The sequence below is a fragment of the Actinomadura sediminis genome (genome assembly GCF_042675525.1).
Lineage (GTDB): Bacteria > Actinomycetota > Actinomycetes > Streptosporangiales > Streptosporangiaceae > Spirillospora > Spirillospora sediminis.
In genome coordinates, this window is sequence record NZ_JBHTJA010000107.1 from 1 (window position 1) to 22,097 (window position 22,097).

At 74.5% G+C, this 22,097-nt stretch carries 16 protein-coding genes and 1 pseudogene; 9 read left to right on the forward strand and 8 right to left on the reverse strand.

What is annotated here, in order from left to right:
* The coding region (locus ACFQ11_RS31505) for a maltotransferase domain-containing protein (RefSeq protein WP_378305334.1) at positions 1-185 on the reverse strand (185 nt) is incomplete at its 3' end.
* Between the two features lie 337 nt (positions 186-522).
* Here ACFQ11_RS31505 and glgP point away from each other — a divergent pair.
* Positions 523-3,117, forward strand: coding sequence for an alpha-glucan family phosphorylase (gene glgP, locus ACFQ11_RS31510; protein WP_378305336.1), 2,595 nt, complete (start codon positions 523-525; stop codon positions 3,115-3,117).
* Here the strand turns inward: glgP and ACFQ11_RS31515 are convergent.
* The 4 genes from ACFQ11_RS31515 to ACFQ11_RS31530 are packed head-to-tail and all read right to left on the reverse strand — an operon-like array spanning position 3,114 to position 5,719.
* Positions 3,114-3,689 carry a hypothetical protein gene (locus tag ACFQ11_RS31515; RefSeq protein WP_378305338.1) on the reverse strand — a complete coding sequence of 192 codons (576 nt, stop codon included), beginning with the start codon at positions 3,687-3,689 and terminating at the stop codon, positions 3,114-3,116. The two genes, glgP and ACFQ11_RS31515, sit on opposite strands and share 4 nt — an antisense overlap.
* Before the next feature lie 20 nt (positions 3,690-3,709).
* Positions 3,710-3,949 (reverse strand): helix-turn-helix transcriptional regulator, encoded by a 240-nt coding sequence (locus ACFQ11_RS31520; RefSeq protein WP_378305340.1) that lies wholly within the window; start codon positions 3,947-3,949, stop codon positions 3,710-3,712.
* A gap of 25 nt (positions 3,950-3,974) precedes the next feature.
* Positions 3,975-4,832: an ABC transporter permease gene (locus ACFQ11_RS31525; protein WP_378305342.1), complete on the reverse strand. Its 858-nt coding sequence runs from the start codon at positions 4,830-4,832 to the stop codon at positions 3,975-3,977.
* Complete coding sequence (locus tag ACFQ11_RS31530) at positions 4,829-5,719, reverse strand: ABC transporter ATP-binding protein (protein WP_378305344.1); 891 nt, start codon at positions 5,717-5,719, stop codon at positions 4,829-4,831. The genes ACFQ11_RS31525 and ACFQ11_RS31530 overlap by 4 nt, the downstream gene beginning before the upstream one ends.
* Positions 5,720-5,853: 134 nt before the next feature.
* Between ACFQ11_RS31530 and ACFQ11_RS31535 the strand changes: the two genes are divergently transcribed.
* Positions 5,854-6,693, forward strand: a complete 840-nt coding sequence (locus tag ACFQ11_RS31535; RefSeq protein ID WP_378305346.1) for a M55 family metallopeptidase — start codon at positions 5,854-5,856, stop codon at positions 6,691-6,693.
* Positions 6,694-6,866: 173 nt separating this feature from the next.
* Positions 6,867-8,774: a serine/threonine-protein kinase gene (locus tag ACFQ11_RS31540; protein WP_378305348.1), complete on the forward strand. Its 1,908-nt coding sequence runs from the start codon at positions 6,867-6,869 to the stop codon at positions 8,772-8,774.
* A gap of 35 nt (positions 8,775-8,809) precedes the next feature.
* Here ACFQ11_RS31540 and ACFQ11_RS31545 read toward each other — a convergent pair whose 3' ends face one another.
* The 3 genes and pseudogenes from ACFQ11_RS31545 to ACFQ11_RS31555 form a co-directional block, all read right to left on the reverse strand.
* A complete protein-coding gene (locus tag ACFQ11_RS31545; protein WP_378305350.1) occupies positions 8,810-9,589 on the reverse strand; it encodes an SWIM zinc finger family protein in 780 nt (259 codons plus the stop codon).
* Positions 9,589-12,570 (reverse strand): SNF2-related protein, encoded by a 2,982-nt coding sequence (locus ACFQ11_RS31550; protein WP_378305361.1) that lies wholly within the window; start codon positions 12,568-12,570, stop codon positions 9,589-9,591. Before ACFQ11_RS31550 ends, ACFQ11_RS31545 begins: the two co-directional genes overlap by 1 nt.
* Positions 12,556-13,989: pseudogene (locus tag ACFQ11_RS31555) on the reverse strand (SNF2 helicase-associated domain-containing protein); the annotation flags it as partial. The pseudogene ACFQ11_RS31555 and the gene ACFQ11_RS31550, both read right to left, overlap by 15 nt.
* An 89-nt stretch (positions 13,990-14,078) precedes the next feature.
* On the opposite strand from ACFQ11_RS31555, the gene ACFQ11_RS31560 reads away from it, so the two are divergent.
* The 6 genes from ACFQ11_RS31560 to ACFQ11_RS31585 all read left to right on the forward strand — a co-directional run.
* Positions 14,079-14,861: an enoyl-CoA hydratase/isomerase family protein gene (locus ACFQ11_RS31560; protein ID WP_378305352.1), complete on the forward strand. Its 783-nt coding sequence runs from the start codon at positions 14,079-14,081 to the stop codon at positions 14,859-14,861.
* A gap of 85 nt (positions 14,862-14,946) precedes the next feature.
* Positions 14,947-15,714 (forward strand): SDR family NAD(P)-dependent oxidoreductase, encoded by a 768-nt coding sequence (locus tag ACFQ11_RS31565; RefSeq protein WP_378305354.1) that lies wholly within the window; start codon positions 14,947-14,949, stop codon positions 15,712-15,714.
* A 170-nt stretch (positions 15,715-15,884) separates the two neighbouring features.
* Entirely contained in the window at positions 15,885-16,835 is a 951-nt protein-coding gene (locus ACFQ11_RS31570) for an acyl-ACP desaturase (protein WP_378305356.1), read from the forward strand.
* Positions 16,836-17,034: 199 nt separating this feature from the next.
* A complete protein-coding gene (locus ACFQ11_RS31575; RefSeq protein ID WP_378305357.1) occupies positions 17,035-18,990 on the forward strand; it encodes a serine/threonine-protein kinase in 1,956 nt (651 codons plus the stop codon).
* The gene (locus ACFQ11_RS31580; protein WP_378305359.1) at positions 18,953-21,415 is read left to right on the forward strand and encodes a protein kinase domain-containing protein; all 2,463 of its coding nucleotides are present in this window, start codon (positions 18,953-18,955) and stop codon (positions 21,413-21,415) included. Before ACFQ11_RS31575 ends, ACFQ11_RS31580 begins: the two co-directional genes overlap by 38 nt.
* Before the next feature lie 41 nt (positions 21,416-21,456).
* The coding region (locus ACFQ11_RS31585; protein ID WP_459077353.1) for a protein kinase family protein at positions 21,457-22,097 on the forward strand (641 nt) is incomplete at its 3' end.

Genomic DNA, 22,097 nt, shown 5'->3' on the forward strand with positions numbered 1-22,097 from the left:
AGCATCTCGTGCCCCTCGCGGAACACCGTCGCCGACACCTCGAACGTCTCGCCCACCACCGCCTTGGCCGGCCACCGGCCGCACCCCACCACCGGCTCCACGTCCACGATCGGTATGCGGCCGATCCCCGGAGAACCGAGCCTCGGAAAATCGGTCTTATGGGACGTTCCGGACTCGACGTGCATGTTGCATCCCCTACCCGTGCGAGGTCTACGAAACGTCCATGCCCGCGACCAAGGGCTTACCGCCCTGTAGCTTCGGATAACTTTGGGTAAGCGATCCACCTCCCAACGTGTCCGTTAGGAACGGCGTGATCCGGTTAGGGGATGGTCTCCTCGCGTTGGTCGCGCCATGGCCGGACGCGCGCATACCGTGACGACGGGTGACGTCCGCGCCGTGGAACCCGATGACTACGCTGGGTCATGGCCGGGTTTCGTCCCGAGACCGGAAGAACCAGAAACGGAGCCGTTCGTTGAGGAACCGTGCGCACCCGGGGTGTTCGGTCATCTCCTGGAGGAACCCGTGAAGGCGATACGACGATTCACCGTCCGCACCGTCCTTCCCGAGCCGCTCACGCAGCTCGAGGAGCTGGTCCTCAACCTGCGCTGGTCCTGGCACCACGAGACGCTCGACCTGTTCCGGGCCGTGGACCCCGCACTGTGGAAGGCCGTCGACCATGATCCCGTACGGCTGCTCGGCGAGGTGTCCCCGGAGCGGCTCGACCGCCTCGCCGAGGACCGCCGGTTCCTGCGCCGGCTCCGGGACGCCGCCGAGGAGCTGCGCGAGTACCTGACGGCGCCCCGGTGGTACCAGTCGCGGCCCGGCGTGCCGTCGTCCATCGCCTACTTCTCGCCGGAGTACGGGATCACCGCGGCGCTGCCGCAGTACTCCGGCGGCCTCGGCATCCTCGCGGGCGACCACCTCAAGACCGCCAGCGACCTCGGCGTGCCGATCATCGGGGTGGGCCTGCTGTACCGGCACGGGTACTTCTCGCAGTCGCTGTCACCGGACGGCTGGCAGCTCGAGCGGTACCCGCCGATCGACCCGAACGGCCTGCCGCTCACCCTGCTGCGGGAGAAGGACGGCTCGCCGGTGCGGGTCCGCATCGGGCTGCCCAAGGGCGGGCCGCTGCACGCGCAGGTGTGGCTCGCGCGCGTCGGCCGCGTCCCGCAGCTCCTGCTGGACTCCGACGTCGAGGAGAACGAGCCGTCCGCCCGGGACGTCACCGACCGGCTGTACGGGGGCGGCGGCGACCACCGGCTGCTGCAGGAGATGCTGCTCGGCATCGGCGGGGTCCGCGCCATCCGCGCGTACTGCCGCATCACCGGGCACGCGGCCCCCGAGGTCTTCCACACGAACGAGGGGCACGCCGGGTTCCTCGGCCTCGAACGCATCCGGGAGCTGGTCGCCGAGCGCGGCCTCGCCTTCGACGAGGCCCTGGAGGCGGCCCGCGCGGGCACCGTGTTCACCACGCACACGCCCGTCCCGGCGGGCATCGACCGGTTCCCGCGGGAACTGGTCGGACGGTACTTCGGCGGGGCCAACGAGGAACCCGCGGTGCCCGTCGACCGGATCCTCGCGCTCGGCGCCGAGGACTACCCGGGCGGTGACCGGACCGTCTTCAACATGGCCGTCATGGGCATGCGGCTCGCGCAGCGCGTCAACGGCGTCAGCGAGCTGCACGGGCGGGTCAGCCGGGAGATGTTCGGCGGCCTGTGGGGCGGGTTCGACACCGCCGAGGTGCCCATCGGGTCGATCACCAACGGCGTCCACGCCGGCACCTGGGTGGCCCGCGAGATCCAGGAGCTCGCCGCCCGCGAGATCCCGTCGCTCGTGGAGACCGGCAGCGGATGGGAGGAGATCCTGTCCCGGCCCGGCACCGAACTGTGGCGGGTGCGGGGCGTGCTGCGCCGCCGCCTGGTCCTGGACGCCCGGCGGCGGCTGCGCGAGTCGTGGCGGCAGCGCGGCGCGAGCGAGGCCGAGACGTCCTGGATCGACGACGCCCTCGACCCCGACGTCCTCACGATCGGGTTCGCGCGGCGCGTCCCGTCCTACAAGCGGCTCACGCTGATGATGCGCGACCCGGCGCGGCTCCGCCGCATCCTGCTGGACCCGCGGCGGCCCGTGCAGATCGTCATCGCCGGGAAGGCGCACCCCGCGGACGAGGGCGGCAAACGGCTCATCCAGGAGATCGTCCGGTTCGCCGACGCCGAGGACGTCCGGCACCGCATCGTGTTCCTGCCCGACTACGACATGGACCTCGGACGCCTCCTCGTGCAGGGCTGCGACGTGTGGATGAACAACCCGCTGCGCCCGCTGGAGGCGTGCGGGACGTCCGGGATGAAGGCGGCGCTGAACGGCGGGCTGAACCTGTCGGTGCTGGACGGCTGGTGGGACGAGTGGTACGACGGGCAGAACGGCTGGTCGATCCCGTCCGCCGACGGCCTCGCCGCACCGGACCGGCGCGACGACCTGGAGGCCGCCGCGCTGTACGAGCTGATCGAGGACCACGTCGCCGTCACGTTCTACGACCGCGACTCGGCCGGGCTGCCGCGCCGCTGGCTGGAGATGGTCAAGCACACGATCGCGACCCTCGGCCCGAAGGTCCTCGCGACCCGGATGGTCCGCGACTACGTCGAGCGGTACTACACCCCGGCCGCCGGATCGGCGCGCGCGATGGCCGCCGACGGGTACGCGGGCGCCCGCGAGCTGGCCGCGTGGAAGCGGCGGGTCGCGCAGGCGTGGCCGGGCGTCACCGTCGAGCACGTCGAGGGCGGCGGGGACCACAGCCCGCACGTCGGCGCGCGGCTGCCGGTCCGGGTCGTCGTCGACCTCGGGGGACTCGACCCCGGCGACGTCGCCGTCGAGGTCGCCTACGGCCGGGTCGACGCGTCCGACACCATCGTCGAGCCGTCCTACCTGGAGCTGGGCGGCGCGGAGAAGGCCGACGGCGGGCGCCTCCGGTACGCGGGGGAGATCCCGCTCGGCCGCAGCGGCGCGTTCGGCTACAGCGTCCGCGTCGTGCCGAGCCATCCCCGGCTGTCCGGTCGGGCCGAGCCGGGGCTGGTCGCGCTGCCGCCCGCGCCGCACGGCATGACGAACGGCGACCTGCGCTAGACGTCGCCGCCGGATTCGTCGAGGTCGTCGAGGCCAGCAAGGTCGCCGAGGTCGTCCTCGTCGTCGGGCGGCGGGTCGGGCAGCCGCCAGCCGGCGACGAGGACGGGCAGCGCCAGGTGCGTGCTGAACAGCGCCACGACGCCGGTGACGATCGCCGCCATCGGGATGAACGTGTCGCGGTCGCCCTCGACGCCCAGCACCGCGACGACGAGGACGACCAGCAGCAGGAGCATCAGCCGGTGCGCGATCGTGTAGGCGCGGAGCCGGTCGGCGACCTGCCGCTCGTCGAGCCGGTCCTCGGCCAGGGAGGTCGTCCCGCGGGTCGCGGTGTTCAGCGCGCCGTACACCGGTACCACGATCAGGATGTAGCCGATGAACAGGCCGATCGTCCAGTACATCGCGGTGTCGCTGGGCGCCAGGTGCCACGACACGACCGTCCCGGCCCACGGCATGGCGAGGCCGAGCGCGCCCGCCCCGGCGGTGACGCGGCGGCGGGTCCGGGTGCGGTGCCAGGAGCGCAGGACGTCCTGTTCGAGGCTCTTCTGCTGCGTCCTCGCCCATCGTTCCGTCAACCGGCGCACTCTCGTCCCTCTCACCCTGCGCTCCCCAGCCTGGGGAACGGCGCCAGCGAGAATACGACCTCCACCGGCACCTCGAAGAACTCCGCGATCCGGAGCGCGAGGTGCAGGCTCGGGCTGTACTCGCCGCGCTCCAGATACCCGATCGTCTGGTAGTGGACGCCCAGCGCCTTCGCCAGCTCGCGGCGCGACACGCCCCGTTCGGCGCGCAGCACCGCGATCCGGTTGTAGACGGTCTCCTTGTCCCCTGGCACCGGCCCAGTCTCCCGCAGTCCGGCCTCAGAGCGCGCCCTGCGCGGCGCGCCTCTCCTGCGCGCGGGCCAGCCGCGTCCCCGACTCGCGGCGCGCCGCGCGCAGCAGCAGGACGGGCGCGAGCAGCAGCCCGGCCAGCGACCAGGCGCCCAGCACGGCCGCCGCCTCCGCGAGCCGCCAGCTCCCGCCGATCTCGGCGGCCAGCATCGCGTCCGGCAGGAACACCGACCGCAGCCCGAGCCCCTGCCAGTACAGCGGGAACGCCTGCGCGACCCACTGGACGGGCTCGGGCATCGCCGTCACCGGGAACATCACGCCCGAGATGAGCATCAGGCCCATCATCGGCAGCGACAGGATGCCCGCCGCGTTGCGCGCGCCCGGCAGCAGCGCGCCGAGCGCGGCGCCCAGCGGGACGACCGAAAGGGTGCCGAGGACCAGCACCCACGCCAGCGTCAGCCAGTCGCCCGGGGAGGCGGGCAGGGCGAGCCCGGCGAACGCGACGCCCGCGGCGAGCATCAGCGCAACGTACGTGCCGATCTGCGCGAGGACGTACACCGCGCGCCCGATCAGGTACGCGGGGACGCCGTCGGGGACCGTCCGCATCCGCAGCAGCGTCCCCTCCTCCCGGTCCGCCGCGATCGACATCGGGAGGCTCAGCAGCCCGGCCGAGTACACGGCGAACGCGACGAACCCGGCCGTCATCAGCACGGCCTGGGACGCCCCGGCCGCGCCCTCCACGTCGTGCCCGCCCTGCCACAGGACGAGCGCGAGGTAGACCCCGACCGTCCCGACCAGCGAGCTGACGAACTCCTGCCGGTTGCGCAGGAACTGCATGTACTCGGCCCGCCCCCGGCGGAGCCCGATCTTCGCCACCCGGACGTTCACGCGGCCCTCCCGCTCTCCTCGATGACCTCTCGCCGGTCGCCCCGGCCGGTGGCGACCAGGCCGAGGTAGGTGTCCTCCAGCGACGCCCGCCGGACCTCCAGCCCCGGCACCGGCCCGCCGAACCTGCGGTGCAGCTCGAACGCGAGCCGCGACGGGTCGGACGTCCGCTCGCCGCGGGGCGCGCCGTCCTCGATCCAGCGGACCTCCGACGACGCCCGCGCGGTCGCCGCCAGGCTCGCCGGCGTCCCGCACGCCCTCACCTCGCCGCCGACCAGGATCGCGATCCGGTCCGCGAGCCGCTCGGCCTCCGCGAGGTCGTGCGTGGTCAGCAGCACCGCCATGCCCTCGTCCCGCGCGAGCCGCTCGACGAGCTCGTGGAACTCGCGGCGCGCCTGCGGGTCGAACCCGGTCGTCGGCTCGTCCAGGAACAGCAGCTCGGGGCGCCCGACGATGCCGAGCGCGACGTCCAGCCGGCGCCGCTGCCCGCCCGACAGCCGCGAGACCGTCTGCCCGGCCTGCTCGGTCAGCCCCATGACGGCCAGCAGCTCGTCGGGGTCGCGCGGCCGCTCGTACAGCGACGCGACGTGCGCCAGCAGCTCCCGGGCGCGCCAGCGCGGGTGGTCCCGCCAGTTCTGCAGGACGACCCCGAGCCGCGCCCGCCACGCGTTGCCGCCCCTCCCGGGGTCGGTGCCCAGCACCCGGACGTCGCCGGACGAGCGCAGCCGGAACCCCTCGAGGATCTCCACGGTCGTCGTCTTGCCCGCCCCGTTCGGCCCGAGCAGCGCCACGACCTCGCCCGCCGCGACGTCCAGGTCGACGCCGCGCAGCACCTCCGTGCGTCCGTACGTCATGCGCAGGTCACGGGCCCGCACCACCGGCTCGTCCATCCGTCACCCTCCCATAGTGGAACTCGGATCATGTGCCGTGCTCCTGCTGTGAACGATAGCAGAAGTACTACATTCCATCGCAGTCGTGCGAGAGCGGAGTGCGCGGACGGCCGCACCGGGGCACCATGACGGTCATGAAGGTCTTCGTATCGGTCGACATGGAGGGCGTCTCGGGACTCACCGACCCCGAGGAGATGCGCGCGGGCGGGCACGGCTACGAGCGCGGCCGCGAGCTGATGACCGGCGACGCCAACGCCGCCGTCCGCGCCGCGTTCGACGCGGGGGCCGAGAGCGTCGTCGTCACCGACTCCCACTCCAGCGGCAAGAACCTGCGCGCCGACCTCATCGACGCGCGGTGCACGCTCGTCCGGGGCCCCTACAAGCCGATGCGCATGGGCGAAGGCCTCGACTCCACCTTCGATGTCGCCCTCTACGTCGGGTACCACGCGCGCGCCGGCGCGGAACGCGGCGTCCTCAACCACACGTGGATGGGCCGAGAGATCCAGAACCTCTACGTCAACGGGGAGATCGCGGGCGAGATCCGGCTGATGGCCGGGTACGCGGGCTCCCTCGGCGTCCCGATCGGCCTCGTCGCCGGAGACGAGGCCGCGTGCGCCGAGGCGCGGGACGTCCTCGGCGCCGTCCCGACCGTCGCCGTCAAGCGGGGCCTCGACCGGTACGCCGCCGAGCTGATCCCCCCGGCGCGCGCGCAGGAACTCATCTACGAGACCGCGCTGCGCTCCCTGCGGGACGGACGGTGGCCGCAGCTCACCGTCCCCCCGCCCTACACCCTCGCCGTCGAGTGGAACGCGACGGCGATCGCGCAGTCGTGCGCGGTCGTCCCGGGCGTCCGGCTCACCGGCCCGCGCACCACCGAGCTGACGACGGACGACTACGCCGACGTCGTCGGCCTCCTCGGCGTCTGCGCGACGATCGCGGGCGAGATCGGCTGCACGGGCCGCCACTACGGCTGACGCCCGCGGTGGCGCCCGCCCGGTCCGTGCGCGGCGCCCGCACCCCGATGCGGCACAGGACGATCAGCGCGAGGCGCTGAAAACAGGGGGCGAAAGTGATCTAGATCGAGATTTCGCGGCACCTGCCCCGCGGCGTCCGTCTCGGCGCCGGGCGCGCTCTATCCTGCCCGCAGATGATCGACGGACGAGAAGGGTGCGCCGTGGAGGCACTTGGCCCCGAGGACCCGCGCGATGTGGGGGCGTACCGGCTGATCGCGCGGCTGGGCGCCGGCGGGATGGGACGGGTGTTCCTCGGCCGCTCCGCGCGCGGGCGCATGGTCGCGGTGAAGCTCGTCCACCCGGAACTGGCCCGCGACCCCGAGTTCCGGCGCCGGTTCCGGCACGAGGTCGCCGCGGCCCGCAAGGTCGGCGGCGAGTGGACCGCGGCCGTCCTGGACGCCGACACCGAGTCCGGCGCGCCCTGGGTCGCGACGGCCTACGTGCCGGGGCCGAGCCTGCGGGAGGTCGTCGACGCGCACGGGCCGCTGCCCGAGGCGTCCGTCCGCGCCCTGGCGGACGGGCTCGCGCGTGCGCTGCGGGCCGTCCACGGCCACGACCTCATCCACCGCGACGTGAAACCGACGAACGTGCTCGTCACGATCGACGGGCCGCGGCTCATCGACTTCGGCATCGCGCGCTCGGGCGACGGCGACGTCGCCACCCGGACGGGCGTGCTCGTCGGCTCGCCGGGGTTCATGTCGCCCGAACAGGTGCGCGGCACGCCGCTCACCCCCGCGTCCGACGTCTTCTCGCTCGGCGCGGTGCTGGCGTTCGCCGCGACCGGGCGGCCCCCGTTCGACGGCGCCGCCGACGTCCGGCTGTACCGCCTCGTGTTCGAGGCGCCCGACCTCGACGGCGTCGACGGACCCGTCCGCGACCTGATCGAGCGCTGCCTGGCCAAGGAGGCGGACGCGCGGCCCGCGCTCGACGAACTCGTCGGCGACCCGCCCGCGGGCACCTGGCTCCCGGCCGCCGTCGTCGCGGACCTGGGCCGCCACGCCGCCCGCCTCCTGGACGTCGAGGATCCCCACGCCGAACCCCGCGCCGAACCCCGCGCCCCGATCGCCCCGACCCTCGCCGCACCGCCCGCCCTCTCCGGCCCGGCGACCACACCGCCGCCCGGTCCGCCGCCCGGCGTGTTCCCCGGCCCGCCGCCGGGGCGGACCGGTCCCGGCGCCCCGGCGCGCTCCCGGGTGCCGCTCTACCTCGGGTCGAGCGCCGCGGCGGCGGTCGCCGTGGTCGTGACGGCGCTGGTGTTCATCCTCGCGCAGGGCGACGGCCGCGGCGGCGACGCGCTGGCGGGCGGCCGCTCCGGCGACCTCACGCCGTCCGGGACGGTCACCGGCAAGAGCGCGACCGGCGGGACCGCGCCGGACGAGCCCGGCGCCGTCCCCCGCGAACTGCTCGGCACCTGGGAGGGCGGCACCGCGAGCGCCACGTCCCGGATACGGCGGTTCACCGTCGCGCAGGGCGAGGTCGGGGACCCCGTCGTCACGCTCCGCTCGGTCGGCGAGGACTTCATGTGCGAGTACGAGGGACGCCTGCTCTACGGCGGGTCCACCGTCGGCCTGGACGTCCGCAGGACCCGGTCCTTCCCCGCCGGGTGCGTGCAGCGCACGGAGATCACCCTCGCTCGCGAGGGGGAGCGGGTCCGCTGGCGGGACGGCGACGTCTCCGGGGTGCTCGTCCCGGCCCGGCACGGCGACATCCCCGAGCGGTACCGGGGGACGTGGGAGGGCACCGTCGGGCGGCCCACGGTGGACGAGCCGGACCCGCCCCGCAAGCGGTTCGAGCTCACCGCGGGCGCCGTCGGCACCGAGGCCGTCAAGATCACCGTCTCCCGCGCGGGCGCGTCCCCGTGCGAGGCCATGGCCACGCTGCTGTCGGCCGAGGACGAGATCCTGGTCTACTCGAGCCGCCTGCTCACCCGCACGTCCACGTGCAACTTGGCCGGCCTGCAGAAGCTCACCCCGCGCCCCGACGGCACCCTCTTCTGGGAGGTGCCGGAATCGGGGCAGGCGGGCGCGCTGCGGCGGGCCTGACCCGGCTCACCCTTCCCCGGCTCACTCGTCCCGGCTCACTCGTCCCCGGCGAGCGCCTCGTACGCGGGCGCCAGCACGTCCGTGAGCGGGCGGCGCCGGACCTTGACCGGCGGCGGCGCCGCGACCCGCAGCACGAACCCGGGCGGGACGGGCGGGGCCGCGCGGCGCTCGCGGAGCCGCGCGAGCCCCGACGGCGCCGTCCAGAAACCGTCCGCCGTCAGGGGCTCGTCGTCCATCTCGAACGGGTCCGGTTCGGTGGCCGAACCCCGGCGGAGGGCCGCCAGCAGCGCGTCCCGCCCGCGCCCGTTCCACTCCAGGATCAGGAACGGGTCGTCGTCGAACGCCTCCGCCAGCAAGTAGAGGACGGCCGCCGCGTGCTTGCACGGGTCGCCCCAGTCGGGGCAGTCGCACATCAGGTGCAGGTCGGCCGCCGACCCGGGGAACAGCGCCAGCCCCAGCTCGGCGAACACCCACTCGATCTCCGGGGGCATCTCACCCGCGAGCAGCCGCGCCCGGAACACCGCGCGGGACGCCAGCTCCGCCTCGGCCGCCCGCCACCCGGCCGCGTCGATCGCCTCGATGCCGAGCGCCACCGTGTACGGCTCGGGCGCCGAGCCGTGCACCCTCGCCGTCACCTCGTACGGCGCGACCCGCAGGTCCGTCACGTTGCCCTTGCGCGCGTACGTCCGCCCGCGCGCGAGCCGGCCCTGGTCGGCGAACGACTCGACGAGGTCGATGAACCGCCGCGACCACCACCGCTCGCCGATCGACCCGCGCCGGTTGCGGGCCCGGAGCCCGTCGCCCGGAACGTCCATCAGCCGCTCACCGCCCCGGGGTCGAGCCGCAGGACGTCCCGCAGCTCGGCGACCGACAGCTCGGTCAGCCAGTCCTCGCCGGTGCCGACGATCGACTCCGCGAGGGCCTTCTTGCGCTCGATCATCTCGTCGACGCGCTCCTCCATCGTCCCCGCGCAGATGAACTTGCGGACCTGCACGTTGCGGGTCTGCCCGATGCGGAACGCCCGGTCGGTGGCCTGGTCCTCGACGGCCGGGTTCCACCAGCGGTCCACGTGCACCACGTGGTTCGCGGCCGTCAGCGTCAGGCCCGTCCCGGCCGCCTTCAGCGACAGCAGGAAGACCGCCGGTTCCGGGTCGTCCTGGAAGTGCCGCACCAGGTCGTCGCGCGCCTGCTTGGACGTCCCGCCGTGCAGCCACAGGACGGGACGCTCCAGGTGCGCCGCCAGGTACGGCTGGAGCATCGACCCGAACTCGGCGTACTGGGTGAACACCAGCGCCTTCTCGCCCTGCCCGACGATCTCGGCGCAGATCTCCTCGAGCCGCTCCAGCTTCCCCGACCGGCCCGGCAGCCGCGAGCCGTCCTTGAGGAGCTGCGCCGGATGGTTGCAGACCTGCTTGAGCTTCGCCATCGTCGCCAGGACGAGCCCGCGCCGCTGCTTCTCGTCGGCCTCGGCGATCTGCGCGAGCATGTCGTCCACGGTCGCCCGGTACAGCGACGCCTGCTCGGCCGTCAGGTTGCAGTAGACCTTGATCTCCTGCTTCTCCGGCAGGTCCGAGATGATCGACCGGTCGGTCTTGAGGCGGCGCAGGACGAACGGCTGCGTGGCCCGCTTCAGCGCGGCCGCCGCCCGCTCGTCCCCGTCCTTCTCGATCGGCACCGCGAACCGCCGCCGGAACTCCGCGCGCGGCCCGAGCAGCCCCGGGTTCGCGAACTCCATGATCGACCACAGTTCGGTCAGGTGGTTCTCCACCGGCGTGCCGGTGAGCGCGATCCGGTGGCGCGCCGGGATGCTCCGCACCGCCCTGGCCTGCCGGGTGCCGCTGTTCTTCAGCGCCTGCGCCTCGTCGCAGACGACCCGTTCCCACTCGACCGCCGCGAGCGCCTCGGCGTCCCGCGCGGCCGTCCCGTACGTCGTCAGCACCAGGTCGGCCTCGGCCGCCGCCCGCGCCACGTCGTCGCCGCGGTGCCGGGACGTCCCGTGGTGGACGTACACCCGCAGCTTCGGCGCGAACCGCGCCGCCTCCCGCTCCCAGTTCCCCACCAGCGACATCGGTCCGATGAGCAGCGTCGGGCCGGGACGGCGCCCGGCCGTGCGCTCGGCGGCCAGTAGCGCCAGCGTCTGCGCCGTGTTGTGGCAGACCATGCCTTCGGCGATGTAGTTGTGGTGGTCGGCGACCTCGAAGTCGTAGACGTGGCCCTCGTAGTCGACCTCCTCCACGGAGACGACGGTGGCGTAGAAGACCTCGCGCGTGGCGCGGTCGTTCAAACGATCACGGACGTGCCGCAGCGCGACGTCGTCGAGGTTCTCGTACGCGGTGGGCGTTCGTGCCGCCCACCGGTTCGGTGCGCGACCGGCGTGGTCGGCCATGGCCTCCCCGGAGAGGATGCGGTCCAGGCCGCGAACGGCCTCCAGCGCGGTCGTCTTGGGAAGTTCCCGCGTTCCGTGGAAGTAGACCGTGTTGATGCCGAAGTGCCGCATCGGAAGCCCGGTCGTCTCACGCGCCCGCTGAAGAAGGTCGCTTCCCGGGACGCCTTCGACGCTGGTGTCGGGAGAACGGGCGCAGATCGTTTCCAGCCGGGACGCCTCGCCCTCGCCGGCGATCCCGATGAGGTCGGCGAAGCGCCGAAGGCTCGGCCCGCCGATCACGCCGATCCGGTAGGGGCGCTTGGTGGCCGTGCCGCCGGCCGCGCCCTTCCACGCCGTGGAGACGCGGAGCCAGACGCCGAATCGCCGCAGCATCGCGCTCAATTGCCGGATGACGTAGACGGAGGCGGACGAGACCTCGACGACGCCTGCGGAGAGGTCGACCGACGACTCCGCCGCGAAGTAATGGCGCAGGAAGAGGCGGACGGTGGCATCGTCCGCCGACACGACGGAGTCCGGGATGCGCTTGTGGGCGGAGTCCCCTCCCCAGCGGTACCCGTGCTCTTCGAGGAGGCGCCGGTAGGCGATGCCGCTCCAGCGGAGGCAACCGGCTCTTCCGCCGGCACCGGGGTTGATCTTCGGGGCGCCGAGGCGGATCCCGCGACGCCCGGCGAGGCGGAGCAGCCGCGCACGCAGGTCGTGGAGGACACGCGCGTCCTCCAGGGTGATGACCGTGCCGGAGTGCGCGTCCTCGCGCCCCTCGGCGATCTGCCAGGCGAGGAGCACGGTCAGATCCGGGTCGAGCGGGGCGCCCTCGTGCACGAGCCGCGCCGGGACGCATACCCGGGCGCCCGGACGGACGTCGCGGGTCCAGTCGTCGAGCCCCAGGAGCCGATGCCGCCGGGTGACGACGATCTCGCTCCCGTCGTCCAGGGAGATCTTCCGCACCCTCTCCCGGACGTGCTGCCGGTAGAGGCGCGTGATCGGCGCGGGCACGACCCGCCCGTCCTTGGCGAGGGAGTTGACGGTCAGCGGTTCGGCCGGCACCGACCATTCGCCCTCGGCGTCCGGCTCGCTCGCCGACGCGTGACGCGCCCAGACGTCCTTCGCCTTGATCAGGGCGCCGTTGACGAAGACGAACTCGTCCTTGCCGATGCACTTCCCGAGTCCCATGGAGTCGGCGAGGATCCCCCCGAGGCCGATCTCGTTCAGGAAGTTCAGCCAGGCCAGACCGCGTTCCTGGAACGGCCGGAGAGTCCCGTTGAACCCCTCCGGTGTCCGCATCGGGACGAGGCGGCGGTCGGCCTCGCCGGACAGCAGGTCGCCGAAGGCGCCGTCGGCGTCGACGCCGACGAGCGGGAGGGCGTCGTCGCCCGCGTGGACGATCGCGCGGATCGCCTCGGCGGCCGACATCCGGCCCCGCCGGGGCTGCCGCAGGAAGTCGAGCGCCGCCTCGAGCTGCTCCCGGTCGAGCTCCACCCACTGGCCGCGCAGCCGGACGAGCGGCGTCTTCAGGCGCGCGAGCTCCTCGAGTTCGTCCTCGTCGATGCTCTCGTCGCCGATCGCCAGATCCCAGCGGAAGTCGATCATGGCCTTGAGGTCGAAGCCCGACGGGGCCGCCGCGCCGGACGACGCCTCCGGGTCCTCGGTGCGGGTGGTGAGCCTCATCCCGAGCTTCGCCTTGCCCGCCCACTGCGGCAGCAGGACGCCGAACCCCGCGGCGGCCAGCATCGGCGCGGCCTCCCGCAGGAACCGGAACGCGCCGGCGGTGTCGAGGACCAGCTCGTCCGGCACCGGGGAGTCGAGGGCGGGCGCGAGGTCGGGGAAGAGGCGGAGGGCGCGGCCGAGGCCGGTGAGCAGCGTCTCCTCGGCGTCCGCGATCGTCGGGGCCTCGCCCGCCCACACGAGGGACGCCGGGACGTACAGGCTCGGGTCCTCGGTGCCCTGCAGGGCGAACTCGACCCGCCACGCGTCGTCGCGCGGTTCCTTCGCCTCGCCGGTCTCGTACTCGTCCGCGCCCGGCTCGGCGAGCCGGAAGCACACCCGCAGGGGCCCGGACGGGCGGCGCGCGGCGGCGGCCCACGCGTCCAGTTCGGCGATCAGCTCGCCGGGGTCGTCGCCGGGCTCGCGGGCGACCTCGGGGGACGGGCCGGTGAGCGCCTCGACCCAGCGTTCGGCGAGCGGGAGCCGGTCGGGGGTCTTGCCGCGCCGGGCGGGCAGCAGGGGGTGCGGGACGACGCCGCGGACCGCCGTGTCGACGAGCCCGGACAGCGCCTCGCGCAGGACGTGCGCGGCGGGGCGGCCGCCGTCGGCGGCGCGGCACGCGGCGGGCATCGCCCGGACGAGCGCGCGGAACCGGGCCGGGTCGTCCAGGACGGGACGCCAGCGGGCCACCAGGTCGCCGTCCTCGCGCAGCAGCGCGGGCAGCACGTGGCCGCGCCCGGCGAGGGTCACGGCCTCCTCGGCGAGCAGGCACAGGAACCGCAGGTCGGTGCCGGGGACCACGTCGCCGGCGTGCTCGGCGGACTGGAGCAGCGCCATCGCCGGGAACGGCTCCAGGACGAGCGCCGGGACACGCCACGTCCGCAGCTCGGGCTCGCCGGCCACCGGCTCGGGCCCCAGCTCGGCGGACGGCAGCGGGTGGTCGCCGGCGGTCGGCAGCGCGAGGGAGAGCTCGACCCGGACGGCGCCGCGGACGAGCGGCTCGTAGGAGGTGCCGGTGAAGTCGCGGGTGGCGAACGGGTGGACGTCGCCGGACGGCTCGTGCGGGCCGGTGCGCTCGGCCCACAGGCACAGCGCACCGCCGTGCCAGGTGGCGTGTCCGACGAGCATGGACACCGAAGTTACCAGCGGTGCCCGACGGTCCCGCGCGGCTTGTTAGGTTCGGGAGGTCGTAATCCGCCGGGATCATGGAGGCGTTCGTGGGCGAGTTCGTTCGGGTCGAGATCGAGGACGGGATCGCGACGATCAGGCTGGACCGTCCGAAGATGAACGCGCTGGACGCCGCGATGCAGCGGGAGCTGGTCGACGCGGCCCGGCAGGTGTCCGAGGACGGCACGGTCGCCGCGGTGATCCTCTACGGCGGGGAGAAGGTGTTCGCGGCGGGCGCGGACATCAAGGAGATGGCCGCGATGTCGGCCGCCGAGATGACGGCCGGCCACTCGCACCTCCTGCAGAACTTCACCAAGGCCCTCGCGGGCATCCCCAAGCCGGTCATCGCGGCGATCACCGGGTACGCGCTCGGCGGCGGCCTGGAGGTCGCGCTGACCGCCGACTTCCGGGTGCTGGGCGAGGGCGCGAAGGTGGGGCAGCCGGAGATCCGGCTCGGCATCATCCCCGGCGCGGGCGGCACCCAGCGGCTCGCCCGCCTCATCGGCCCCGCCAAGGCCAAGGACCTGATCTTCTCCGGGCGGCACGTGAAGGCGGACGAGGCGCTCGCGCTCGGCCTCGCCGACCGGGTCGTCCCGGACGCGGACGTCTACCGGGCGGCGCGCGAGTGGGCGGCGACGTTCGTCGGCGGCCCCGCGCTCGCGCTGCGCGCCGCCAAGCAGGCGATCGACGAGGGCCTGGAGGCCGACCTGGACACGGGCCTGGAGATCGAGCGCGTCCGGTTCTCCGCCCTGTTCGCCACCGAGGACCAGGCGAACGGCATGAAGAGCTTCATGGAGGAGGGCCCCGGCAAGGCGAAGTTCACCGGCCGCTGAGTTCCCGGCGCGGAGAGAGACGGACCGGTCCTTTTTCGCGCGTGTTCCCCGAGCGGGCGAAGATCGCCCGATAGCATCGGCGGCCATGCGGCAGGCGTACCGAACGGCGCTCGTGACGGGCGCGTCCAGCGGGATCGGGGAGAGCTTCGCGCGGCTCCTGGCCGAGCGGGGCGCCGACCTCGTGCTCGTCGCGCGCCGGACCGGCCTGCTGGACGGTCTGGCCCGTGAGCTCGTCGAGCGGTACCGGGTGCGGGTGGAGGTCCTCGCGGCCGACCTCACCGACCCGGAGCGCCGCGGCGCGGTCGAGGGACGGCTCCGGGACGAGCCGGTCGAGCTGCTCGTGAACAACGCGGGGTACGGCGCGTTCGGGGCGTTCGCCGAGGAGCCGCTGGAGAACCAGCTCGCGCAGATCGAGCTGAACGTGACCGCGCTCGTGCGGCTGACGCGCGCCGCGCTGCCGGGAATGGTGGAGCGCGGGCGCGGCGGGGTGCTGAACGTCGCGTCGGTCGCCGGGTTCGCGCCGTCGCCGGGCAGCGCGACGTACGGTGCGACGAAGGCGTACGTGGCGTCGTTCTCGGAGAGCCTGCACGCGGAGGTCGCGGGGAAGGGCGTGCACGTGACGGCGCTGTGCCCCGGGTTCACGCGGACGGACGAGGCGTCGTCCGCGAACCTGCTGTGGATGCGCCGCGACGACGTGGCCCGCGCCGGGCTGGAGGCGGTCGCGGCCGGACGGGCGCTGTGCGTCCCCGGCGCCCAGTACAAGGCGGTGATGCCCGCGCTGCGGATCCTGCCCCGCCCGCTGCTGCGCGCGGCGGCCGGGCGGATGTGGAAGCAGGCCGCCGACACGCGGTGAGCGCCTCCGCGTGCGGCCTGTGCGCCGTGAGCAGCAAAGCCGGGACTCGCGTTTCGTCCGGGTCTACAAAAGTCGCGCGCGGTTGATTGTTCCCGGAGTTACTTGACGGAGATACCGCGGACTCGCGACCATCGAACCTACGGTTCAGTAAGTTAGGAGCGAGGAAGCGCATGCCCGAGAGCCCCGAGAAGAAGTTCCAGCACGGTCTCATGCTCGAGCTCGAGCAGGTCGTCGAGAAGGAGCTGGACCGTCACCTGTCGATGGCCAAGGAATGGTTCCCGCACCAGTACGTGCCGTGGAGCGAGGGCCGCGACTTCGACGGCCCGCTCGGCGGCGAGGAGTGGTCGCTCGACCAGTCCAAGCTGGCCTCCGAGGCCCGCGAGTCGCTGATCGTCAACCTCCTCACCGAGGACAACCTGCCCGGCTACCACAACGCGATCGCGACCGTGTTCGGCCAGGAGGGCGCCTGGGGGACCTGGGTCAACCGGTGGACGGCCGAGGAGAACCGGCACGGCATCGTCCTGCGCGACTACCTCACCGTCACCCGGGCCGTCGACCCGGTCGCCCTCGAGCGCGCGCGCATGCACCACATGGAGCAGGGGTACGCGGCGACGCACGGCGACTCGTTCCTGCACGGCACGGCGTACGTGTCGTTCCAGGAGCTGGCCACCCGCGTCTCGCACCGCAACACCGGCCGGGCGTCCGGCGACCCCGTCTGCGAGCAGATGATGACCCGCATCGCCGCCGACGAGAACCTGCACATGATCTTCTACCGGAACCTGATGGGCGCCGCGCTGGAGATCGCCCCGAACGAGACGATGCGCGCGATCACCGACGTCGTCAAGGCGTTCGAGATGCCCGGCACCGGCATCGAGGGGTTCCTGAAGAAGTCCGTGATCATCGCGAACGCCGGCATCTACGACCTGCGCCTGCACCACGACGACGTCCTCGTCCCGGTGCTGCGCAAGTGGAGGGTGTTCGACCGCACCGACCTGACCGGCGACGGCGAGAAGGCCCGCGAGGAGCTCGCCGAGTTCCTGGAGCAGCTCGACGCCGCCGCGACCAAGTTCGAGACCCGCCGCGAGGAGCGCCGCGCCCGGCGGGCCGCCCGCGAGTCCTGACGCGCCCCGGGCCCGCCCCCGGGCCGGGCCCGCGATCCCCGCCCTCTCGCCCGCCCCGCACGCGCGATGTCGTCCGAGCCGGAACCCGACCGGGGGTCGGCGGCGTCGAAGAGGACGTGAGCGAACTCAGGAGGAGAGGCGGCGGCCTCCTGTCGGCATCCTTTCGGGGAGCGTGCGAAGGGTAGGGTTTTCGCAAACGATGAGGGGAGCTGTCACGTCCGGGGACCGAATCGGCCACTACAGCGTGCTCCAGACCCTCGGGGAAGGGGGCATGGGCGTCGTCTACCTCGGCGCCGACCCCGAGGGGCGCAACGTGGCCATCAAGGTGCTGCGGCCCGCGGTGGCGGGAGACGCCACGGCGCGCCGCCGGCTGGCCCGCGAGGTCGACTCGATGCGGCGCGTGCACAGCCCCCACGTCGCCGAGATCCTCGACGCCGACGTCACCGCCGAGCAGCCGTACATCGTCACCCAGTACGTGCCGGGACGCACCCTCGAGGAGGTCGTCGAGGAGAGCGGCCCCATCGCCGGGACCGACCTGCAGCGGCTCGCGGTCGGGCTGGCGTCCGCGCTGTCGGCCATCCACGGGGCGGGCATCGTGCACCGCGACCTCAAGCCCGCGAACGTCATGCTGATGGACGGCGGCGAGCCCGTCGTCATCGACTTCGGCATCGCGCAGGCCGCCGACGCGACGCGGCTCACCGCGACCGGCATGGTGATCGGCACGCCCGGCTACCTCGCCCCCGAGATCATCGAGGGGCACGAGGCGGGCCCGCAGTCGGACGTGCACGCCTGGGCGGGCACGCTCGCGTTCGCCGCGACCGGCCGGCCGCCGTTCGGCTCCGGCACCTTCGAGGCGATCTTCTACAAGATCATGGCGGGCCGGCCGGACCTGGACGGCGTGCCCGCGCCGCTCCTGCCGGTGCTGCGCGCGGCGATCGCCCGCGACCCGTCCGAGCGGCCCAAGGCCGTCGACCTCGTCCAGCTCACCCGGCGGCTCCACTTCGACACCACCGTCACCGACCAGACGCGCGTGGACCGGCACTTTCCCGGCGCCGCGGCGGCGGGAGCGGCGGGCGCCGCGGGCGCCGCCGCCGGGACCGCGGCCGGCGTCGACCCGGACCAGGCGGGCGCGTTCACCGTGCCCCCGGCCGGGGAGGGGCCCGAGCGGACGGCGACGCCGCCGCCGATGCCCGCGCCGGCGCCCGTCCACGCCCAGCCCAGCGACTTCGTCGGGCAACTGCCCCCGGCGGCGCCGCCGCCCGCACCGCCGCCGCCCACGCCGCCCGAGTACGCGCCCGGCGGGTACGGGACGTCCGACCAGTACGCGCCCGAACAGTACGCGCCCGAACAGTACGCGCCCGAACAGTACGCGCCCGACCAGTACGGCGGGCAGGGCCCGTACGGGCGGCCCTACCCGACGCAGGAGCGGTACCCCGAGCCGTACCCGGCGCGCGGCGGGCTGCAGCGGCGGCCGCCCGAGCAGCCGCCGCGCCACGATCCGCGAGCCGCCGGGGACGAGCGGACCCGCGACGAGCGCGAGGCCCGCAAGCCCTACGGCTGGTACCGGGTCATCAGCTTCCTCGTCCTGGTCGCGCTGCTCGGGTTCGCGAACATCGCGCCGCTGCTCGCCGTCGCCGTCACCCTCGGCGGGGTGCTGGTGCTGCGGGCCGCCGACAAGGCCGCCAAGGGCATGGAGGGACGGCGGACGCGGCGCGGCCCGCGCTCGGGCGACGCCGTCGCGGCGGCGTTCCGGACGCCGCTGCACCTGCCGGGCGCCCTCACGATGACCGTGCTGCTGTCGGCGCTCAGCGTGCTCGCGGGCGTCGTCCTGCTCGCCGTCCTGATCTTCGCGGATCCCGGCATGACCGCCTCCCGGGCGATCGCCTGGTCGGCGATGCTGGTGATCGCGCTGATGTCGCTGGCCCCGGGCAGCGGCGCGCCGCGGCGGCAGCTCGCCCGGGTCTGGGGCGCGCTCATGCCGCGCGCCGAGGCCGCCCTCGCCGGCGCGCTGATCGTCGGGATCTTCGCGGCCGTGCTCGCCGGCCTGTCCCGCCAGCAGCCCCCGGACACCACACCGCTGGACGGAATGAGCCAGAACCTGGAGAGCCTGCGCAGCGATGTCCACGACCTCGTCTCCGGGATCCCGTTCATCTGACGGAGCCTGGAGCCCCCCGCCGGCGTCCGGTCCCCCGCCCCCGGGCGGCCCGCCCGCCGGTCCGCCGCCGTTCCCGGAATCCGCGCGTCCCGGCGGGGAGCTGCCCGCGGCGATCGGCCCGTACCGGCCGCTGGAGCTGATCGGCGCGGGCGGGATGGGGCAGGTGTTCCGCGCCACCGACCCGCGCGGCGGCACCTACGCCGTCAAGATCCTGCACCCGCACCTGGTCGACCAGGGCGACTCGCGGGCCCGGCTGCGCCGCGAGGTCGAGACGATGGGCCGGGTCACCACCCCGCGCGTCGCCGAGATCGTCGAGTTCGACGTGGACGCCCGCGTCCCGTACATCGTCACCCGGTACGTCGAGGGCCGCTCGCTGCAGGACGCCGTCCGCGAGGGCCGCGTCGCGAACGGCGCGGCCCTGTGGCGGATCGCGGTGGGGACGGCCGAGGCGCTGGAGGCCGTCCACCGCGCGGGCGTCGTGCACCGCGACATCAAGCCCGGGAACGTGCTGCTGGAGGGCGGCGAGCCGGTCGTCATCGACTTCGGCATCTCGCAGGGCGTGGACGACACGCGCCTGACCCGCACGGGCGCCCGCGCCGGCACGTGGCGGTACCTGGCGCCGGAGCTGCTGGAGGGGCACGACGCGGGCCCGGCCGCCGACGTGTTCGCGTGGGCCGCGACCGTCGCGTACGCCGCGACCGGCCGCGACCTGTACGACGCGCCGAACGACGCGGCCGTCTGCCTGCGGATCATCCGCGGCGACCACGACCTGGGCGACGTCCCGGCCGAGCTGCGGCCGCTGCTGGAGGAGGCGCTCGCCGCCGACCCGGCCGCCCGGCCGCCGGCGGAGCACCTGGTGCGGCGGCTGCGCGCGCTGCGCCCCGACTCGATCGGGCTGCGCGCGTCCGGCGGCAGCCAGCCGTCCGCGCGCGGGCCGGTCCGGTCCCGGCCGCTCGACCCGATCGGCCCGTACCGGCCGCTGCAGCGGCTCGGGCGCGGCGGCATGGGGGAGGTGTTCCTCGCCCGCGCCGACGACGGCCGGATGGTCGCCGTCAAGATGCTGCACGCGGCGCTGCCCGCGGAGTTCCAGGCCCGCGACCGGCTGCGCCGCGAGGTCGAGGCGATGCGGCGGATCAACAGCCGGTACGTCGTCGAGCTGATCGACCACGACCTCGACGCCGACCAGCCGTACATCGTCACCCGGTACGTCGAGGGCACCTCGCTGCTGGAGACCGTCAAGGGCCGCGGGCCGCTGCCCCGGGACGGGCTGCTCCGCCTCGCCGGGGGCCTGGCGGAGGCGCTCGCGGCGGTGCACGCCGCCGACAGCGTGCACCGCGACGTCAACCCCGGCAACGTGATGCTGGTCGCGGGCTCCCCGGTGCTGATCGACTTCGGCATCGCGTACCTGTCGGGCGCCACGCGGCTGACGCAGGGCCCGATGGGGACGCCCGGGTACGTGTCGCCCGAGGTGCTGGAGGGGCGCCCGTCCGGCCCGCCCACGGACGTCTTCGGCTGGGCCGCGACGATCGCGTTCGCCGCGACGGGGCGCCGCGCGTACGAGGCGACGAGCCCGGCCGCGTTCGTCCGCCGGGTTCTGACCGGCTGGCCGGACCTCGCGGGCATCGAACCCGACCTGAAGGAGGTCTTGCAGGACGCGCTGGCCCGCGACCCCGCGGACCGTCCGGACGCGCAGGAGCTCGCCGCCCGGTTCGCGAACCCGGGCTCGATCGCGCCCCGCCTCAACCTGCGGCCCGCGCCGAAGCCGGAGCCGAAGCCCGAACCGGCGCCGCGGCCGGCGCCGCCGCGCCCCGCCGACCAGGTCGTCGCGGGCCGCGCCGCGTTCGAGCGGTCCGGGTTCGCGCTGACGGTGTCGGTGATCGAGGTGTCGCTGGCCGAGGCGAAGCGGGAACTGGTCGCCGCCGAGCGCGCCCACGCCATGGGCGGGTCCTGGATCGAGCACGGGCACGCCGCGAACTACGCGAACAAGGCGCTGGCCGCCGCCGGGCGCGCCGCGCGCGACGCGCGGACCGGCACCGGCATCCCGGCGAACGGGCCGCGGCTCGCCGAGATCTACCGGGCCGCGAGCCTGTACGGCAGGCACGCGCAGGCGGTGCTGCAGAAACGGCCGGTCATGCCGGGGCGGCTCGCGGACGTCCGGCGCGTCGTCGCGCTGCTGAACGGCGCCCGGTTCACCCGCGTCCGGTTCAAGGAGGGCTACGACCCCGCCGAGGTGGACGAGTTCGTCGCGCGCGCCCTCGGCTGGCTGACCGGCGACCGCCGCGCCCTCGCCGAGGTGATCGGCGCGGACGACGTCCGCGCCCGGACGTTCACGCTGCGGCGCCTCCGCGAGACGTACGTGAAGGCGGAGGTCGACGCGTTCCTCGCCGCCCTGGAGACCGAACTCCGCCGCACCGGGTACGCGTGATCGCGGACGGCGGGGCCGGGGGTCGGTAGGGTGCCGACCATATGATCGGCGAACACATCGGCCCGTACCGGCTGCTGACCTCGCTGGGCGGCGCCGCCGGGGCCGTCCACCGCGCCACCGGGCCGGACGGCCGCGACGTGGCGATCCGTGCGCTGCCCGCGGGCGCCGCGCCCGACATCGCGCGGATGCGGGAGGTGCGCAGCCCGTACGTGGTGGACGTCCTGGACGGCGCAGCCGCTGGTGACCTGGACGGCGCAGGCGACGGGCCGGACGGCGGCGGGTACGTGGTGTCGCGGCTCGTGCCGGGGCGCCCGCTCGCGGACGCCGTCGCGGAGCGGGGCCCGCTGGCGGGGGCGGCGCTGCACCGCACGGCGCTGGGCCTCGCCAAGGCGATCGCCGCGATCCACGACGCGGGCCTCGCGCACGGCGACCTGCACCCCGGGACGGTGCTGCTGGTGGACGACGCCCCGGTCGTCGTCGACTTCGGGCTCGTGCCGGGCGCCGATCCGGCCGACGACGTCCGCGGGTGGGCGGCGGTCGTGCTGTTCGCCGCCGTGGACCCGACCGCCGTCCCGGCGGGGCTGCGGCCGCTGGTGGAGGCCGCCGCGTCCGCCGACCGCGCGGCCCGCCGCGAGGCCGCCGAGCTGGCCGCGGCGGCCGCGCTGCTGGAGCCGCCGCCCGG

Coding starts and splice junctions, on each gene's coding strand:
- ACFQ11_RS31530 (WP_378305344.1), bottom strand. CDS start 5,719: ATGGACGAGCCGGTGGTGCGGGCCCGTGACCTGCGCATGACGTACGGA.
- ACFQ11_RS31535 (WP_378305346.1), top strand. CDS start 5,854: ATGAAGGTCTTCGTATCGGTCGACATGGAGGGCGTCTCGGGACTCACC.
- ACFQ11_RS31540 (WP_378305348.1), top strand. CDS start 6,867: ATGATCGACGGACGAGAAGGGTGCGCCGTGGAGGCACTTGGCCCCGAG.
- ACFQ11_RS31545 (WP_378305350.1), bottom strand. CDS start 9,589: ATGGACGTTCCGGGCGACGGGCTCCGGGCCCGCAACCGGCGCGGGTCG.
- ACFQ11_RS31550 (WP_378305361.1), bottom strand. CDS start 12,570: ATGTCGGCCGCCGAGGCGATCCGCGCGATCGTCCACGCGGGCGACGAC.
- ACFQ11_RS31565 (WP_378305354.1), top strand. CDS start 14,947: ATGCGGCAGGCGTACCGAACGGCGCTCGTGACGGGCGCGTCCAGCGGG.
- ACFQ11_RS31570 (WP_378305356.1), top strand. CDS start 15,885: ATGCCCGAGAGCCCCGAGAAGAAGTTCCAGCACGGTCTCATGCTCGAG.
- ACFQ11_RS31575 (WP_378305357.1), top strand. CDS start 17,035: ATGAGGGGAGCTGTCACGTCCGGGGACCGAATCGGCCACTACAGCGTG.
- ACFQ11_RS31580 (WP_378305359.1), top strand. CDS start 18,953: ATGTCCACGACCTCGTCTCCGGGATCCCGTTCATCTGACGGAGCCTGG.